The sequence below is a fragment of the Salinicola salarius genome (assembly GCF_002179555.1).
GTDB lineage: Bacteria > Pseudomonadota > Gammaproteobacteria > Pseudomonadales > Halomonadaceae > Salinicola > Salinicola salarius_A.
Genome location: NZ_NHOU01000017.1, coordinates 22,875 through 40,397 on the forward strand (window position 1 = coordinate 22,875; position 17,523 = coordinate 40,397).

Sequence of the window (17,523 nt, forward strand, 5' to 3'; positions counted from 1 at the left end):
TCCAAGTTTTAAGAGCGGGGGATTAATGCTGACTTTAGCGGGGTGGGCTACGCCACCATGGTGCTGGTGATGACGGCCACTCCGCTGGCCATGGGCGTCGTTCTACCGGAACTTATTGATACCAGTTCACCAGGCTTTTGTCGGCAATGACTCGTTATCGACCCCTGCACGCCACGTGACGAAGCATGGGCTGGATGATGAAAGCCTGGTCCGGTGTCGATGTTTCTTTTTTTGGCGCGAGATTGAGTTGCAAGTGACAGCTGTGTTGGCTCGACACATGCCCCTGTTTTCTCGCGTTATTTCCAGGAGCGACAATTTATGAAGTTGACGCGCCGGTCTTTTCTGACTGCGACAGCCCTAGCAGGAGGCGTTGCGTTGGCTGGCCCATTCGCATGGCGGCTGGCAAACGCCACCGAGCCCAGGGAACTGAAGATTCCCGAGCTAATCGATGCCCGCAATCACGGCCAAGCGGTTTCACTGAGGGTACAACCCGGAAAGACATCGTTTTTCCCTGGGCGAGAAAGCGAAACGCTTGGCTATAACGGGAGCTATCTTGGCCCGACGCTGCGTGTCCACCGTGGCGATGACGTGGAGGTCGCTGTTACCAACGCGCTTAGCGAAGATACCACCGTTCATTGGCACGGCCTGCTGATTCCCGGCGAGCTTGATGGAGGCCCTCACCAGACGATACCCACCGGGGCCACCTGGCAACCCGTGCTCCCCATCCGTCAGCCTGCGGCAACCCTCTGGTATCACTCGCATGCCCATGGTCGCACGGCGGAGCAGGTCTATGCCGGGCTGGCCGGCCTCATGATCGTCACCGATGACGAGGAAAAGGCCCTGGGGCTGCCTTCGGAGTATGGTGTCGATGATATCCCCTTGATAGTGCAGGACCGCCAATTCGAGGACGGCTCCCTCGTGCTTCCGCAGGGCATGATGACGATGATGCACGGACGCCGAGGCGACACCTTGATGGTAAACGGAACGATCAATCCGTTTGCTCGGGTTCCACGTCGGCTGGTTCGTCTTCGGCTGGTCAATGGCGCCAATGCCAGGTTCTTCGATCTGGCATTCACGGATGGCCGACCATTTCACTGGATGGCTTCCGAAGGCGGCTTGCTTGAGAGGCCGGTCGAGTTGCGCTCGCTACGCCTGGCGCCCGGCGAGCGCGCCGAAATCCTCGTTGACTTCTCTGATGGCCGGCCCGTTACCCTGGCAACCGGGCCGGACAGCAATGTCCCGATGATGCGCATGATGGCACGTACAGCCGACTTGATCGGGGTTGGAAGAGATGCCGTCGTCAGATTCGAGCCTCAGGGAGCGGAAACCTCCGTCGCCAAGGTGCCCGAGCAGCTGTTGACCCATGAGCGCCTCGATGCATCGACGGCCATACGGCGACGCCGTTTCGAAATGACCATGGGCATGGGCATGGGCATGGGCATGGGCATGGGAAGCATGATGGGCGGCGGATCGGGAGGATTCGGCATCAATGGGCGCTCGTTCGACATGGGGCGGGTCGATGAACGCGTCGCCCTCGGGGACACCGAAATCTGGGAAGTCTCCGGCGCGATGATGGCACATCCGTTCCACATTCATGGTGTGCACTTTACCGTTCTGAGCCGAAACGGCTCGCCCCCGGATATCCGAGACCAAGGGCTGAGGGACACGATCGTGGCCCAGGAACCCGTCGAGTTGCTCGTGAAATTTTCACAGCCGGCGGAAACCGCTCCCTTCATGTACCACTGTCATATCCTCGAACACGAGGATAACGGGATGATGGGCCAGTTCTCTGTCAGTTAAACCAATTGGCTCAGGGCTGCCCGATACTGGGCGGCTTATGGGTCTCGGCTGGTAGCGCCGTACCTTGTGATGATGCCTGGTATGGGGGCGGGGGTTGCCGCCTCCGGAACGAAGCATCCCAATGTCGAACGAATCAAGAGTGTCGTGGGTCACTCCGTGTTCGGCCTCGGCATGTATCTGACGGCGGTTGGCTTCAATGCACTGTAGAAATGAGAGATGGTTGCCATGTACGTGAATGCCGATTTTGCACAGCGAGCCTCTATCACGTCCGAGCAGTACCAGTGGGTGGCCTCGCCCCAGGGTGGCGTCGAACGGATGATGCTCGATCGACTGGGCGCCGAGAAGGCCCGCGCCACCAGCTTGGTGCGCTATGCGCCCGGCTCACGTTTTCCGCCCCATGAGCACCCCGGCGGTGAAGAGATCCTGGTGCTCTCCGGTACCTTCTCCGACGAGATGGGCAACTATCCCGCCGGCTGGTACCTGCGCAATCCGCCGGGCTCATCCCATCAGCCCTTCAGCCGCGAGGGGGCCACCATCTTCGTCAAGCTATGGCAGATGCCGCCTGATGAGACGCGGCAGGTCCGCGTCGATACCGGTGACCCCGCCGCCTGGCGGCGCGAGGAGGAGGGGCGCGAGGTCTGCCCGCTGTTCTCCAGCGCCGGCGAGCGGGTTTGCCTGCAGCGCCTGGCGCCAAGGCAGGTCCTGCCCCTGGAGACCGCCCGGGGCGCCGAGCTGCTAGTGCTGTCGGGTGAGATGCGCCTCGACGGCCAGGCTTATCGCGAGGGGAGCTGGGTGCGCCTGCCCGTGGGGGAGTCGCCGGAGATCGCCGCCGGCGACGCGGGGGTTACCTGCTACCTCAAGGCCGGTCACCTAGCCACCGTGACCGAGGCGAGGTAGGCATGCAGACGACGCGCTTTGCCATCGTCGGCGGTGGTCTCGGCGGCCTCTACGCCGCCTTCCTGCTGGAGCGGTTGGGCATTCGCGACTACATGCTGCTGGAAGCGCGGGACCGCCTGGGTGGCCGGATCGCCTCGGCATCCTGGCACTCGGCTTTGGGGTCGGCCGGAGCCAACGATATCGATCGCTTCGACCTAGGCCCGGCCTGGTTCTGGCCTGACTTTCAGCCGCAGCTTGACCGGCTGATACGAGACCTTGGCCTGGCGCGCTTCGAGCAGCATGACGCTGGCGACATGCTGATAGAGCGCTCCCCCCATGGTCAGCCGATGCGGATACCCGGCGTCGCCAATGTGCCGGCCTCGATGCGTCTTGTCGGCAGCATGAGCTCGCTGACCGAGGCCCTGCATCGTCGTCTGGACGATACGCGACTTTTCACCGGCCAAGCGGTGCGACGAATGCGTATCGACGGAGCGTTTGTCGAGCTGGAAAGCCTCGATGCCAGCGGGCACGCCACTCGCTGGCGTGCCGAGCATGTGCTGCTGGGGATACCGCCGCGCCTTATCCAAGAGGCCATCACATTCACGCCGCCCCTTCCGCCAACACTCCACCGACAGTGGCGCGATACGGCCACCTGGATGGCGCCGCACGCCAAGTACCTGGTGCTCTTCGAGGCGCCGTTTTGGCGTGAGCAGGGCCTGTCTGGTGAAGCGCGCAGTGCGGGTGGCCCCTTGGGCGAGATCCATGATGCTTCCGTGCCCGGCGGACACGCCGCACTGTTCGGCTTCTTTGGTGTGCCGGCCAAGGCCCGCGGAAGCGTGCCCGAAATGACGCTACGCGCCCACTGCCGTGAACAGCTCGTGCGCCTGTTCGGCCCTGAAGCGGCATCCCCCAGCCGGGAGATCATCAAGGACTGGGCGCGGGAGCCCTACACGACCACCGCCGGTGACCTGGAAGGCGATGGCCAGCATGTCGCCGCTCCTGCCGCCACACCGGCATCCGGCCCCTGGCAAGGCCGCCTGAGAGGTATCGCCAGCGAATGGTCAGCGCAGTTTCCCGGCTATGTCGCCGGCGCCATCGAGGCGGCGAGCCTCGGCGTGCAGGCAATCGCTGCTCCTGATAAGGAGTGAGCCATGAAGATGACGTATCGTGCCATGCAAGTCTCCGGCCTCGGCCTGCTGTACGGCGGAGTCTCGCTTCCGACAACGAACAGCAGGCCGGCTGGCGACAAAGCAGACAACCTGCACTTGGATGTGGGTATCGTGGGGTCGGCCTCCGGCGCATCTAGAGCAGTTCATTCGGGAGCGGGAACATGGAGCCGGCTACTCGCAACACGAGTATTGCGTAAGCGATTCACTGAACAAGGGAGTACTGAGTGATGCGGAACATGATCGTCATAGGGCTCCTGGCCGCCAGTTCTGTCGCGGCCATGGCCGAAGAGCGCAAGCTAACCATCCTGCACACGAACGATTTTCATGGCCGGCTGGAGCCGTTCGAGGTCGCCCCCGGCAACGCCACCGCACAGACTGGCGATCCGGGCCGGGCGTGGGTCGAATTCGGACATCGTGGCACGATCGGAGGATTCGCCTACCTTGCTGCCGAAGTAAAGAGATTCCGAGAAACGGCCGGTGCCGACCGTGTTCTCCTTCTGGATGCCGGAGATACGTTCAGCGACAGTTATGTTGGCAATGAGACTCGCGGCGCGGCATCGATCAAACTCATGAACACAATCGGCTATGATTTCATGGCTCTGGGGAATCATGATTTCGATTACGGGCTGGAACGGTCGCGCGAGCTTCAAGCACTAGCGGAATTTCCGGTGCGCGCCGCCAACGTTCTCGAAGAGGGCGCTCCGGTCTTCGGTCGCCCGTGGGAAGTCTTCGTGCTCGATGGCGTCCGGGTTGCGGTCCTCGGTCTCGGTTACCACAACACCGATCAGACAAGCGGTTTTGACAATATCGAGGGGTTGACGTTCACGGACGGGATTGAAGCCACGCGTGAAGTTCTCCCGGAACTGCGGGAGGCCGCCGACATCGTCGTCGTGATTTCGCATCAAGGCACGAAGACAGATCGACTGCTCGCCTCCAAGGTCGACGGGATCGACGTGATCGTGGGCGGCCATTCCCACGACAAGCTGGAGCCGCCAGAGAAAATCGGAGACACCTGGGTCGTCCAGGCTTTGTCCGACGCCGCGATGCTTGGAGAAACTCGCCTGATCGTCGACGAGTCGGGTAGCTTGGTTCGTGTCGAAGGCGCTGTTCATTCGCTCTGGAACGATCGTATAGAGCCGGATCCCACAGTGGGGAAAATGCTTGCAGAGCTTACACAACCCTTCGATGCAAAGCGCGACGAGGTGCTGACAACAAGCACCGATCGGATCGGACGGCAATACCGCAGTGAAAGTCCGTTCGACGTTTTGGTCGGTGATATCCTCAGGGAGCGCACCGGCGCTGATATCGCGATGATGCCTGGCGTTGGCTACGGGCTCTCCTTCGCCCCGGGCCCCGTGACACGCGATGCGCTCTATACGCTGATTCCGCACCCTGCAAAGATGGTGACGCTGGAGATGAGCGGAGCGGATATCGTTGCTGTTTTGGAGCAAAGCGCCACGAACCAGAATCCGGCCGATCCGCAGGACACTGTCGGCGGTCTCGTCCAGACCTCAAACCTCGCCTGGACGGCCGATCTGGGCCGTCCGGTCTGCGATCGCGTCAGTGACGTGACGATGGGCGGCGATCCGATCCGGCCAGACGCATGGTACAAGATCGCAACCAATTCGGGCATGGCGAATGGCCTGCATCGCTACGATTTTGCGGGAGCGCGCAACAAAGTCGTCCACGACATAACGGTCACACGAGTTGTCGAGGAGGCGTTCGCGGACAGAGATGTGATCTCGGCTCCGCAGCCGACAGGCGTCCGAATCATACCTCCTGCGGAGAACCACCCTTAAGGCAGGCTCAAGAGCGGAAGCACAGATATCGTTCTGTTCTTGTCAATTCTCATCTTGGTTAGCTGACTGGTTCGTCGAGGTGTATACACCCGTCGCTTCCCCTTTAGCCCGCTAGAGCCTGTTATTAACCCGTACATTTTCTGATCACCCTGCTGCTGCCAGGGCCTTGAGCGAGGTTGGCAGCAGCAGGCAGACAAAGGCAATGAAGTGATAGCACCAGCCGGCCACACAGCGCGGAGGTGGGTCGCATTCCCGGCACCGAGCATTTTCGCAACGTCCGCCGCCACGCCGTGGAAACCGATGCCGGGGTCGCCATTCTGCGCGTCGACGAGAGTCTCTATTTCGCCAACGTCCGCCACCTGGAAGACCTGGTCACGGCAGTGGTCTCTCGCGATCCCCGCCTCGGGATCTGGTACTAGCCTGCCAGGCGATCAATGTCATCGACGCCACGGCGCTGGAGAGTCTCGAGGGGCTCAATCGGCGTCTGCGAGACAAGCGTATCGGGCTGCACCTGGCCGAAGTGAAAGGGCCGGTGATGGATCGACTAAGACGTACCGAACTGCTCGAAACGCTCAATGGCCGCGTCTTCCTGAGCACCTTCGATGCCTGGTGTGAGCTGCATGGCCGCGGCTCGGCTCCGCTGAGCCATCCCTGCATCGAATCACCGATACCCGGTCATTCGGTGACCGCCGGTTGAAGACATCAGCGTTACCGCCAAGGAAACGCTGAATAAATCGGCGAGCAGAGTGAAGCGCAAGGCGCACGGAACACAGAAGGCGAGACATAACATGTCGTTAGGCGAGTCTTCGAGTACCGCGCAACGCAGCGATTCGCCTGCGCAGACATTTATGCAGTGTTTCCCTAACCGAGCAAGACGAGGAAATCATGGATATAAAATCACTTAATGTTCGATTGAGCGTCACGGCGCAGCCCCGGCTCGATGAGCTCGAGCAACTCGCTGCCCAAGGGTTTGGCATGATTCTCTCCAACCGCCCACGGGGCGAGAGCGAGGACTAGCCGGATCCTGATGCTCTGAAAGGCAAGGCAGAATCTTTGGGTATGGTCTGGCATCAGGTCCCGGTCAAACCGGGTGAATATTCTCAGGCTGATATCGAGGAGTTCGAGTACATCCTGAGTAACTCTCATGGACCCATTCTTGGTTTCTGTCGCTCGGGTAAGCGCGTGGCGCATCTTTGGGCTCTGTCACAGGCAGCGCATCGCCCCGTCCCTGAGCTCATTGAGGCTGCACAATCCGCCGGTTATGATCTTGAGCCCCTGCGTGAGCGTCTCGAGCAGCAGGCAAGCCAGGCGGTCCGAAGGAGCTGATCAGTATGTGACGTCGGCGCGGCCGAGCATTCGGCAACAGCCGGTTGACGACACTGGCAAGGGACACGAGATGGAAACGATGAGTGCGTTGCAGGGGTTGCTGGGTGGGGTCCTGATCGGACTTTCTGCCACCCTGTTGATGGGGTTATTAGGGCGAATTGCCGGGGTCGGCGGGATTCTCTCCGGGCTGCTTTTCGAACGTGGTGGGGATAGGCCCTGGCGCTTAGCGTTTCTGCTGGGCATCGTCTCGGGGCCGGGGTTATTGATTCTGTCCGGCCTGGACTGGAGCAATGTGGCAGGCGACAGCGGGGCGGTGGTCGGTGCCCCGGCAAGTGGGCTGGCGGCGATGTTGATCGCCGGCCTGCTGGTCGGGCTGGGCACCGGTCTGGGTAGCGGTTGCACCAGCGGGCACGGGGTCTGCGGGCTGGCGCGGCTTTCGCCTCGGTCGATGGCCGCGACGCTCGTCTTCGTGCTGGTCGCCATGCTGACGGTGTTCGTCTCGCGGCACATGCTGGGGGGCTCGGTATGAAAGCGCTGGCGGGGTATCTGGCCGGGCTGCTGTTCGGGCTCGGTCTGGCGGTCAGCGGCATGACCGATCCGGCACGGGTCATCGGCTTCCTCGACGTGGCCGGCGCTTGGGATCCGACCCTGATCTTCGTGCTGGGTGGCGCCGTCGTCACCACTTTCATCGGTTATCGATTGGTCTGGCGGCGGCAGGCGCCGGTGCTGGACGTGCGCTTTCAGCTACCCACGCGCCGCGATCTCGACGGCCGGCTGCTGGGCGGTGCGGCGCTTTTCGGCATCGGCTGGGGGCTGACCGGTTACTGCCCGGGGCCGGCGGTCGCCTCGCTGCCGGGGCTGAGCTGGCCGCTGGCGCTGTTCCTGATCGCCATGGTGGCTGGGTGGTGGCTGGCCCGTCGGTTCTCGCCCGCTCACTGAGGGGCGAACTCATCCTGGCCTCATCGGCGCCTGCCAGACTGCGGCGGGCATGAGCGGGTGTGAGGCAACGGACGATAAAGCGGGGAGAGAGAAATGCGCGTGCTGCTCGTCGAGGATGATGCCCCGGTGGCGGCAGGCATCGAAGCGGGGCTGGCGCTGAGCGACTTCGTCGTCGATATCGTGACCACGCTGGACGGCGCACGCGGGGCGTTGTCCGCGATCGACTACGATGCCGCGGTGCTCGATCGCCGTTTGCCCGACGGCGATGGTCTGACGCTGTTGCAACAGTGGCGTCGTGCGGGTATTGCCATGCCAGTACTGATGCTGACGGCGAGAGACGCCGTTGCCAGTCGTGTCGAAGGGCTTCAGGGCGGGGCCGACGATTATCTGGTCAAACCGTTCGATCTGGATGAGTTGACGGCAAGGCTGCAGGCGCTGTTGCGCCGCAGCGCCGGGCAGGTCGACCGCTCCCTTCGCCACGGGCGCCTGGCGCTGGACCCCGTCGCTCGCAGCGTGACGTTGGATGGCGCACCGGTGGCGCTGGTGCGTCGCGAGCTGATGCTGCTGGAGGCGCTGATGCGCGCGCGTGGGCGGATCCTGAGCGCCGACCAGTTGAAGGACCGCCTTTACGGCATCGATGACGAGATCGAGAGCAACGCCCTCAACGTGCATATCTACCAGTTGCGTCGCAAGCTGGGACGCGAAGTGATCGAGACGGTCCGGGGCGTCGGCTACCGTCTCGGCGCGTTTCCCGCCGACGAGCGATTTCATGGCGACATACCCTCATGAGCCTTCGGCTGCGTCTCGTCGCCACGCTCGGGATCACGCTGATGCTGCTGTGGGGGCTGACGGCGGCGTGGTCGATGCGCGATCTCTCGAGCCAGCTCGAACGTTCGCTGGATCAGCGTCTGGCTCAGTCGGCGCGAATGGTGGCCGGCCTGCTCGATCGCGTGCCGGCGGCGGCCTGGGATGGAGAAGTGGGCGAGACGTCGACCATCCCTGCGCTCGAGGGCGTCGCCTGCCGCGTATCGTCGCTGCGCGGGCAGGTGGTGGCGGGTACGCACCCTGAAATGAACGATGTTCTCGCAGTCGATGACGAAGGCTACAGCTACCGCGATCACAACGGCCAGCGCTGGCGCGTCTATACCCTGGTCGACGACGACAGGCGAATCACCGTGGCGGATCGCCTGCGGGAGCGGGAGTCGTTGCTGGCCCAGGTACGCCGTGCGGCGTTCTATCCCTTTCTACTCGCTTCGATCGGCAGTCTGATCGCGCTGTGGTGGGGCGTGACCCGGGGTCTGTCGCCGCTGTCGAGGCTGCAGCGGCGCCTGATGTCACGCGATCACGACGATCTCTCGGCACTGCCGATCCGCGGTTTGCCGGGGGAAATTCGCCCACTGATCGATGGATTCAACACCCTGCTTGCGCGCACCCGGCGCATGCTGGAGTTGGAGCAGCGCTTTACCGACGATGCCGCGCATGAGCTGCGCACGCCGCTGACCGCGATTCGGACCCATCTTCAGATCGCGCGACGCGTCGACGGCGATCCCCACCAACAGGCGATGCAGCAGGCGGAGGCGGGGGTGGCGCGGCTGACGAAGACGCTCGACCAGTTGCTGTTGTTGGCACGCATGGAAAGCGAGGAGGTCGCGCAGGGGAGTGTCGACCCCACGCGGCTGGGAGAGGCCCTGGAGGCCGCGATGGTGGAGACCGGCAGTCGTGAACGGTGCCACTGGCGCGCATCAGTCGACCGACTTCATGTCGCGCTATCCGGGGAGTTGCTGGTGATTGCGCTGCGCAATCTGCTCGAGAATGCCATGCGGCACGGTTTGCCTGACACCCCGATCGAGATTGAAGCGCAGCGGATGAACGGCTTGGCCGTGATCGACATCGTCAACCAGGGCGAAACCATTCCGCCCGAGCAGATCGCCCGCCTGACGGAGCGTTTTCATCGCGGCAATCATCCGCAGGGCAGCGGCCTGGGGTTATCCATCGTCGAGACGATCGCCACCCGGGCCGGCGGGAGCCTGCGGCTCGCCTCCGGCGACGGTATCGGGCTGCGCGTCACCCTCTCGCTGCCCCTGGCCTGATTCGCCAGAGGCATATGAGCAAGGATGGGTGAGCAGGAGGTGGATAAGCAGGGGTGGACAGGAAAGCTCAGGGCGAGTCGCTACCCATGATGGAGTGCAGCTTGTCCGGGGTGGGCGCGCCCATGACCTTGTGCACCTCGCCATCGTCGTCCTGATAGAAAATCACCGGTGTGGCATAGAGCTGGGCGTCGCGCATCACTTGCGTATTGTCGGCGACCCACTGCTCGCTCTGATCGGTTCCCTCGCTGTCCGGCATGGCGCCGGTGCGATAGTGTTCGGCGATCGCGGCGCTGGGATCGTCTGCAGCTAGAATCGCGGCGGCTTTCTCGGGGCTGTCCGCCTTCAGAATCCCCACCATCAGGTGACGAATCTGGACATCACCGTTTTCGACCCAAGGCTGAGCGTCCTGCCAGAACTTGCGGCAGTAGGGGCAGTTGGGATCGCTGAAGGTGTAGACCACTCGCGATGCATCGGTATCTCCCTCGCGAACCCAGTGATGATCCGCCATCGTCTTCCATAGCTCGGCATTCTTGGGCCCATCAACGAGCTGTGCCAGCGGCTCGGCGGAGACATCTCTGCCTTGGGAGTCGATCAGCGTGCCGACGACGGCATGCTCGCCGTCCGGCGTCAGATAGGCCGCAACGGACTGACCGCGCACGCTGGCGGCGTAACCCTTGAGCCCGCCGGGGGCATCGAATTCACCATGAATGGTGAGGCCCTGCTGCTCGAGTGTCTGAATCGGCGCGGGCCAGTCGTCGGCGGCGGCGGGCAGGCTTGCCGCCAGGGCAATACCGGCGGCCAATGGCAGCGCGAGCCGTAGTGGCATCATTCGGGGGGCGCGATTGTGCATCGTTATCGTCTCCATCTTTGAAGGTTGAGTGAAGCTTAGTGATTGAAAGTCGAAGAATTGAAAACTCAGGGTTCGAAACGCTCGAGACTGCGATCGAGCGTGGCACGGGAAAGCTCACCGAAGTGGGTATCGACGAGCTGGCCGTCGGCGTCGTAGTAGAGGGTGGTCGGCATGGCCATGGCCCCCACTTCCCGACCGAAGGTCATGTCCGGATCGCGATAGAGATGATCGAGCGAGAGGGACTCTCGTTGCAGAAACGTCTCGACGGCGTCGACGCTCTCGCCCTGGTTGACGAATACGAACGACACGTCGTCCCGCGCCTGCTGGGCCTGTTCCAGCATCGGCATCTCGCGACGACAGGGCGGACACCAGCTCGCCCAGAGATTGACCACCATGGGCCGGTCGGCTTCCTGCAGCACGGCGGGCAGGGCCACCGGTGACCCATCGAGAGCCGCCAACGGGATCGAGGGCAGGCTCGCGCCGCGGGGCGCCATCAGCGCCAGGGTGCCGGCCGTCATCGACCACGCCAATGCACCCGCTAGCACCGCTGTACCCAACGGGCGGCGCATGGCCGGCTGCCGCCAGAAACGCCAGGCCAGATAGACGAAAGCGATAGCCAGCCCCGCCAGCGGCTCGAACCCGCGATCCCGGATGTCGAGCCAGGACCAGAACGTGTCGTAGCTCTGCCAGTAGCGGGCCACGAAAACGACACGTGCGCCGATCACGCCGATCAGCAACGCATTGAACAGCAGATCGCCGACGCTGACCTGTCGACGACGGCCCACCCAGGCACCCACGATCAGGGCGACGATCATGGCCAGGGCCAGCAGAAGCTGCCCCAGACTCACGCCCAGGGGTCCCAGGGCGATACTGCGATCGAGCGGATTCATGGTCAGCCCTCCGTGGATTCGTTGGTGCGCTGTCTGGCCTGCGCATAGCGGTCGAGAAAGGCCTCGGCATCCAGTTCACCGATGATGCGGGCGCTGCGCTGCTCCTGACCGTCGGGACCGAACCACATCAGGGTCGGCGGACCGACGACACCGAAGTGCTGCATGATCGCCTGATCCTCGGCGTCGTAATCCGTGACGTCGATACTCAGCCGCTGCACGTCCTGGAGCGCATTCTTGACGGTCGGGTCGCTGAACACTTCCTGTTCGATGACCTCGCAGGAGACGCACCAGTCCGCAGTGAATTCGACCAGTGTCATCTGGCCGCCGTTGGCGGTTGCCTGGATACGGCGTTCGAGCGTCGCCAGATCCTTTACATCGTCGAACGCGATAGGCCCGGACCCGCTGGCGTCCTGGGAGGTCGCTGCCACACCGCTCGGGACGTAGACCGACAGTGGCCGCCACGGATCCCTGGCGCCACCGGCGGCACCGATCAGGATCAACGCGCTCCACAGACCGATGATGGCGGCACCGGCGGTGGCGAACTGGGGCAGAATGCCGCCCGTGCCGGTGCCACGCGCCATGGCGACGAGGGAGATCGCGGCGCCCAGGCCCAGCGCGCCCCACAGGCCAAGAACGAGGGCATCCGAGAGGATTCGGGCGACGAACCAGATCGCCATGCCCAGCAGCACGAAGCCGAACAGTGCCTTGACGCGCGTCATCCAGGCGCCGGGCCTAGGCAGCAACTGGCTGCCGGCCGTGCCGATCAGTACCAGCGGGGCGCCCATGCCGAGGCCCAACGCGAGCAGCGCCGCGCCGCCAAGCCACGGATTGCCGGTTTCGGCGATGAAGAGCAGGGCGCCGGCGAGAGGAGCGGTCATGCAGGGGCCGACCAGCAGGGCGGAGAGCACCCCCATGACGGCAGCGCCCTTGAGTCGGCCGCCGCGCTGTTTCGACAGCCCCGCATCCAGGCGTTGACGCAGCGCTCGCGGTAGTTCGAGCTCGAAGGCGCCGAACATGGCGAGCGCCAGCACCACGAACAGCACCGAGAAGATGCCGATGAACCAGACATTCTGGAACAGCATCTGCAGGTTGGCGCCGGCCATGGCCGCGGCGACACCCAGTATCGCGTAGGTCGCGGCCATGGGCAGGATGTAGGCGAGGGAGAGCACGAAGCCGGCGGCACGCGGACTCTCCCCGCTGCGACGTTGGCCGACGATCAGGCTGGAGAGAATGGGGATCATCGGCAGCACGCAAGGCGTGAAGGTCAACAGCAGGCCCAAGCCGAAGAAGGCTGCCAGCGTCCAGACCCAGTTGCCGCCGGCGAGCTGCGCCGCCAGCTGCTGATCTTCCGCCATCTCCGCGTCTGTCTGGGTCTGAGTGGTGGGGCTCGGTGCGGCAGACGATGGCGTGGCAGATGACGCGTTCGGCGTAGAGGTCGTAGCATCCGTTCGCGGCGCGTTCGCGTCCGTGGTGCCGCTCCCCGAGGTACCGGAGGCGGATTCCAGCTCGAAACTCCGCTGCTGGGGCGGATAGCAGAGGCCGGCATCGGCGCAACCCTGCCAATGAAGGGTGAGGGTATCGGCTTCCCCTGGCTGCGTGGTCATGCTCAACGCATGACGGTAGATCTCGGAACGACCGAAGTACTCGTCCTCGATTGTCTCCCCCTCGGGGATATCGAGTGACAGTTCGCGCTCGTTGGCCTGAGCGGAGAAGCTGTGGCGATAGAGGTAGTAACCGGGCTCGATCTGCCAGTTGATCTCCAGGTTGTTGCCGTCTTGCACCAGCGTCGGTTTGAAGGCCTGATCCGGCGGCAGGAAGTCGCCCTGTTGTCCGAACGGATCCTGCGCCACAGCCAGCGTGGCAACGCCGAGCATTGCCAGCATCATAATCCACCGTACTAGCCTGGACTGCATCAACTCCTCCTTCGCTCCTGCCCGCATCGACTGCGCTCCTGATTCGATGCCGCTAGGTTGGCTTATGGGGATGAGCTGAAAATGAATCCTCCCTATTCCTTTACTGCAACGCCGGTCTCGAAGCCTAAAAATCGATATCCATCCAGCGAAATCATTTTGGAAGGTTGATTCAATTTAAATGACGAATTTGTTTTTAATTGCCGTCCCAATAGGCCGTTCATTCCTGTCCAGCCAAACCTTTGTGTTAGGTAATCAACGAGATAGGGCGATATTGGATATATATGTCATCAAAACTTGTTCGAAGTCTTGAAAGTCACTACACCTTGAATGGCTGTTGAATACAGTCCCGGTATAGTGATTGTCGATCAATGGGCGATAGTCAAAGCGCCAAAGGAGACGAGATGGACTTCGGAAAATATCAATCCTGCATCGAGAGTTGTAATGTCTGTGCAGCTTACTGCGATGCCTGCTCTGTTGCCTGCCTGAAAGAAGACGACGTGAAAATGATGGCGGAATGTATCCGTCTGGACAGGCAGTGCGCACAGATCTGCCGTTTGGCGGCCTCCCTCATGGCGCAGGGTAGCGAATATGCCAGCCAGATCTGCAGACTCTGTGCAGATATCTGCAAGGCGTGTGGCGACGAGTGCGCCAAGCATGATGCCGAGCATTGCCAGGAGTGTGCCAAGGCTTGCCACCGCTGCGCCGAAGCGTGTGAAGCCATGGCGTAACCAGCAGGAAGCAAGACGAAGAAGCAAGACGAAAAAGCACCTCCCTGTGAACGACCCGATATCCACCCGGATATCGGGTCGTTTCATGAGCGCCCGTTGCTGCACTTGACCCACGTTAATCCGTTATTCCGAAGGCGCGTGGCGAGTTATTCGACGCCATCTACGCTCAAGGAGATTTGTCGCGTACGAGTCCACTCATTCGTTCATTCATGCAGGATGCCTGCGTGTATGACTCGTACTGTTTCGACACCCGACTCTGAAAATATCAGGAGGCATGATGAAAGCCGTCGTCTTTCACGCTATCGGTGATATTCGCGTCGATGACGTTCCCGAGCCGCAACTTCAGGAACCGACCGATGCCATCATTCGGCTGACCACCTCTGCACTATGCGGCACCGACCTGCACTTCGTTCGCGGTTCCTTCACACCGATGCAAGCCGGCACCATTCTCGGACACGAAGGCGTCGGTATCGTCGAGCAACTCGGCGACGACGTGCGCAATCTCGCTATCGGCGACCGGGTCGTCGTCTCCTCGACCATCGGCTGCGGCAACTGCTCCTACTGCCGCGCCGGTTACTACGCCCAATGCGACGTCGCCAACCCCAACGGCAAGCAGGCCGGCACCTCGTTCTTCGGCGGACCGGCGCCGACCGGACCCTTCAACGGCCTGCAGGCCGAGAAGGCGCGCATTCCGTTCGCCACCACCGTGCTGACCAAGCTGCCCGACGAAGTCAGCGACGAACAGGCGATCGTGATATCGGACATTCTGCCGACTGCCTACTTCGGCGCCGATCTCGCCGAGATCAAGGATGGCAACAGTGTCGCGGTGTTCGGCTGCGGCCCGGTGGGGCTGTGCGCCATCGTCAGCGCCAAGCTGTTCGGCGCCGGCCGGGTCTTCGCCATCGACTCCAAGCCGGATCGTCTCGACAAGGCGCGCAAGCTGGGCGCGGAGTGCATCAACTTCGATCGGGAAGATCCGGTCGAGACGCTGCAGCGTCTGACCGGCGGGATCGGTCCGGATCGTGCCATCGATGCGGTGGGGATCGATGCCGAGCACGCCCACGATGCCCACGCCGGCGACAAGAGCGACATCGAGACCGAGGAGCAGGAGTCGCGTGCCAACGCCCCGGAAACGAATCCCGACGGTGACAACTGGCATCCCGGCGATGCGCCGAGTCAGGCGCTGCAGTGGGCGGTTCGCAGTCTGGCCAAGGCCGGCACGCTGTCGATCATCGGCGTCTACCCGCCGGATTTCCGCCAGTTCCCGATCGGCATGGCGATGAATCGCAACCTGACGCTGAAGATGGGCAACTGCAACCACAGCAAGTACATCCCCAAGCTGGTCGACATGACCCGGACGGGGCTGATCGACCCGGCGGAGATCCTCAGCCAGGCCACGCCGATCTCCGACGTGCTCGAAGCCTACGAGGCATTCGATCGTCGCGAGGAAGGCTGGATCAAGGTCGAGCTCGAGCCGCAGGCGGATTGACGCTCATTCGATCTGGGCGCGCCCATAGGGAGGAAGCATGCAGGAGCATCGGTTCGAGGTCGCGGTCATCGGTGCCGGTAGCGCGGGACTGGCGGCTTGGCAGGCTGCCAGCAACCACACCGATAGCGTGGCGCTGATCGAAGGCGGAACCTCCGGCACGACCTGCGCCCGGGTGGGTTGCATGCCCAGCAAACTGCTGACTGCAGCAGCCAATGCGGCGCATCAGGTTCGTCATGTCGCGCCGTTTGGCGTACGGCTCGACGGCGAAGTGCGCGTGGATGGCGAAGCGGTGATGACGCGCGTCCGCCAGGAGCGGGATCGGTTCGTGGGCCATGTGCTGGAGTCGATGGATTCCATTCCCGAGTCGTGCCGATATCAGGGGTTGGCCCGTTTTGAAGACTCCCATACGCTGCTCATCGGTGATGACGTTCGGCTTACCGCAGAGAGAGTCGTCATTGCCACCGGATCGCGGCCGGTCATTCCCGAGCCATTCGAGATTGCCGGGGATCGGCTGGTGACCAGCGATACCTTGTTCGAATGGCGGACGCTGCCCGAATCAGTGGCAGTGTTCGGCCCGGGGACCACCGGGCTGGAACTGGCCCAGGCGCTAGCGAGACTCGGCGTGCGAGTGCGCCTGTTCGGTCAGCACGGCAGTCTGGGCGTGCTGACCGATGACAAGGTGATCGCCCAATGCGAGCGCTTGTTCAACGAGGAGTTCTATCTCGATACGCGCGGCGATGCGGAAATCGTCGAGCGCCATGGCGATCAGGTGAGGGTGCGCTTTACCGATCGCCGATCCAACGAATCCATGACCGAATCTTTCGATCACGCGCTGATCGCGACGGGGCGCAAGCCCAATGTCGATAGGCTCGAGTTGCCCCGCGCCGGGCTGGCGCTGGACGAGCGGGGCATGCCGGAGGTCGATCGCCATACGCTGCGCTGTCGCAACGGGGACGGGGCGTTCGGCCATATCTACATGGCTGGCGATGTCGACAACGATACGCCGGTCCTGCACGAGGCGACGGACGAAGGCAAGATCGCCGGCGACAACGCCGGCCGCGGGAAAGGCGTCTACGCTGCGCCGCGCCGTTCCCCGCTGAGCATCGCGTTCTGCGAGCCGCAGATGGCCCGCGTCGGGCCCGGGCATGCCGCGCTGGCGGAGCAGCACGGCGACAGGCTGAGCGTCAGCGAATTCTCCTACGAGAACCAGGGCCGGGCTCGCATCATGGCGGCCAATCGGGGCTATCTGCGCCTCTACGGCGAATATGGCAGTGGTCGTTTTCTCGGCGCCGAGCTCTGCGCGCCCGCGGGCGAACATCTGGCGCACCTGCTTGCCTGGGCGCATCAGCAGGCGTTGTCCGTGCCGGAAATGTTGGGAATGCCGTTTTATCACCCGACGCTGGAAGAGGGGCTTCAGACCGCGCTACGCGAGCTGAGCGCTCGGCTGCTGCTGAAACCGGCGATGGTGAATCAATGTATGGAGTGTGGCCCCGGCGCCTAGCGGCTGCCGGGAGAGACCTGGGCTGACCGATAATCGTCAGGCGCCAGGCCTAATCACATCTATTCGTTGCTCCAACCGACAGGCCCGCAGCTCGGAAGTTGGACACGCCGTCGCGGCGCTGTCGGATCGACCGAAGTGTCTTCGCGTCCGCGA

At 63.0% G+C, this 17,523-nt stretch carries 17 protein-coding genes and 1 pseudogene; 15 read left to right on the forward strand and 3 right to left on the reverse strand.

The window, feature by feature from the left end; genetic code table 11:
- Positions 1 to 318 precede the first annotated feature (318 nt).
- From CCD76_RS13015 to CCD76_RS13065, 12 genes and pseudogenes are all read left to right on the forward strand, one after another.
- Positions 319 to 1,800 carry a multicopper oxidase domain-containing protein gene (locus tag CCD76_RS13015; RefSeq protein ID WP_087719894.1) on the forward strand — a complete coding sequence of 494 codons (1,482 nt, stop codon included), beginning with the start codon at positions 319 to 321 and terminating at the stop codon, positions 1,798 to 1,800.
- Between the two features lie 48 nt (positions 1,801 to 1,848).
- Positions 1,849 to 2,007, forward strand: a complete 159-nt coding sequence (locus CCD76_RS13020) for a DUF2938 domain-containing protein (protein ID WP_256961308.1) — start codon at positions 1,849 to 1,851, stop codon at positions 2,005 to 2,007.
- An 18-nt stretch (positions 2,008 to 2,025) separates the two neighbouring features.
- Entirely contained in the window at positions 2,026 to 2,697 is a 672-nt protein-coding gene (locus CCD76_RS13025; RefSeq protein ID WP_087719896.1) for a cupin domain-containing protein, read from the forward strand.
- Positions 2,698 to 2,699: 2 nt separating this feature from the next.
- Complete coding sequence (locus CCD76_RS13030; RefSeq protein ID WP_087719897.1) at positions 2,700 to 3,824, forward strand: flavin monoamine oxidase family protein; 1,125 nt, start codon at positions 2,700 to 2,702, stop codon at positions 3,822 to 3,824.
- 248 nt (positions 3,825 to 4,072) lie between these two features.
- Entirely contained in the window at positions 4,073 to 5,644 is a 1,572-nt protein-coding gene (locus CCD76_RS13035) for a bifunctional metallophosphatase/5'-nucleotidase (protein ID WP_087719898.1), read from the forward strand.
- Between the two features lie 215 nt (positions 5,645 to 5,859).
- Positions 5,860 to 6,341 (forward strand): annotated as a pseudogene (locus tag CCD76_RS13040) (STAS domain-containing protein); the annotation flags it as partial.
- Between the two features lie 188 nt (positions 6,342 to 6,529).
- Positions 6,530 to 6,661, forward strand: coding sequence for a hypothetical protein (locus tag CCD76_RS20655; RefSeq protein WP_373419422.1), 132 nt, complete (start codon positions 6,530 to 6,532; stop codon positions 6,659 to 6,661).
- A gap of 15 nt (positions 6,662 to 6,676) precedes the next feature.
- A complete protein-coding gene (locus CCD76_RS13045; RefSeq protein WP_373419424.1) occupies positions 6,677 to 6,970 on the forward strand; it encodes a beta-lactamase hydrolase domain-containing protein in 294 nt (97 codons plus the stop codon).
- Between the two features lie 70 nt (positions 6,971 to 7,040).
- Complete coding sequence (locus CCD76_RS13050; RefSeq protein ID WP_087719941.1) at positions 7,041 to 7,499, forward strand: YeeE/YedE family protein; 459 nt, start codon at positions 7,041 to 7,043, stop codon at positions 7,497 to 7,499.
- Positions 7,496 to 7,909, forward strand: coding sequence for a DUF6691 family protein (locus CCD76_RS13055; RefSeq protein ID WP_087719899.1), 414 nt, complete (start codon positions 7,496 to 7,498; stop codon positions 7,907 to 7,909). Before CCD76_RS13050 ends, CCD76_RS13055 begins: the two co-directional genes overlap by 4 nt.
- Positions 7,910 to 8,002: 93 nt before the next feature.
- Entirely contained in the window at positions 8,003 to 8,698 is a 696-nt protein-coding gene (locus CCD76_RS13060) for a response regulator (protein WP_087719900.1), read from the forward strand.
- Entirely contained in the window at positions 8,695 to 9,999 is a 1,305-nt protein-coding gene (locus CCD76_RS13065; RefSeq protein ID WP_087719901.1) for an ATP-binding protein, read from the forward strand. Before CCD76_RS13060 ends, CCD76_RS13065 begins: the two co-directional genes overlap by 4 nt.
- A gap of 67 nt (positions 10,000 to 10,066) precedes the next feature.
- On the opposite strand, the gene dsbG is transcribed toward CCD76_RS13065, so the two are convergent.
- From dsbG to dsbD, 3 genes are all read right to left on the reverse strand, one after another.
- Positions 10,067 to 10,849 carry a thiol:disulfide interchange protein DsbG gene (dsbG, locus tag CCD76_RS13070; RefSeq protein ID WP_256961302.1) on the reverse strand — a complete coding sequence of 261 codons (783 nt, stop codon included), beginning with the start codon at positions 10,847 to 10,849 and terminating at the stop codon, positions 10,067 to 10,069.
- 65 nt (positions 10,850 to 10,914) lie between these two features.
- Positions 10,915 to 11,739 (reverse strand): prolipoprotein diacylglyceryl transferase family protein, encoded by an 825-nt coding sequence (locus CCD76_RS13075; protein WP_087719902.1) that lies wholly within the window; start codon positions 11,737 to 11,739, stop codon positions 10,915 to 10,917.
- A gap of 2 nt (positions 11,740 to 11,741) precedes the next feature.
- Positions 11,742 to 13,652, reverse strand: coding sequence for a protein-disulfide reductase DsbD (gene dsbD, locus CCD76_RS13080; RefSeq protein WP_256961303.1), 1,911 nt, complete (start codon positions 13,650 to 13,652; stop codon positions 11,742 to 11,744).
- Between the two features lie 506 nt (positions 13,653 to 14,158).
- Here dsbD and CCD76_RS13085 point away from each other — a divergent pair.
- The 3 genes from CCD76_RS13085 to CCD76_RS13095 all read left to right on the forward strand — a co-directional run bounded on the left by CCD76_RS13085 (position 14,159) and on the right by CCD76_RS13095 (position 17,370).
- Positions 14,159 to 14,380 (forward strand): four-helix bundle copper-binding protein, encoded by a 222-nt coding sequence (locus CCD76_RS13085; RefSeq protein ID WP_306298807.1) that lies wholly within the window; start codon positions 14,159 to 14,161, stop codon positions 14,378 to 14,380.
- 277 nt (positions 14,381 to 14,657) lie between these two features.
- Positions 14,658 to 15,869 carry a zinc-dependent alcohol dehydrogenase gene (locus CCD76_RS13090; RefSeq protein ID WP_087719905.1) on the forward strand — a complete coding sequence of 404 codons (1,212 nt, stop codon included), beginning with the start codon at positions 14,658 to 14,660 and terminating at the stop codon, positions 15,867 to 15,869.
- A 37-nt stretch (positions 15,870 to 15,906) separates the two neighbouring features.
- Positions 15,907 to 17,370, forward strand: coding sequence for a dihydrolipoyl dehydrogenase (locus CCD76_RS13095; protein ID WP_087719906.1), 1,464 nt, complete (start codon positions 15,907 to 15,909; stop codon positions 17,368 to 17,370).
- The last annotated feature ends 153 nt before the right edge of the window (positions 17,371 to 17,523 follow it).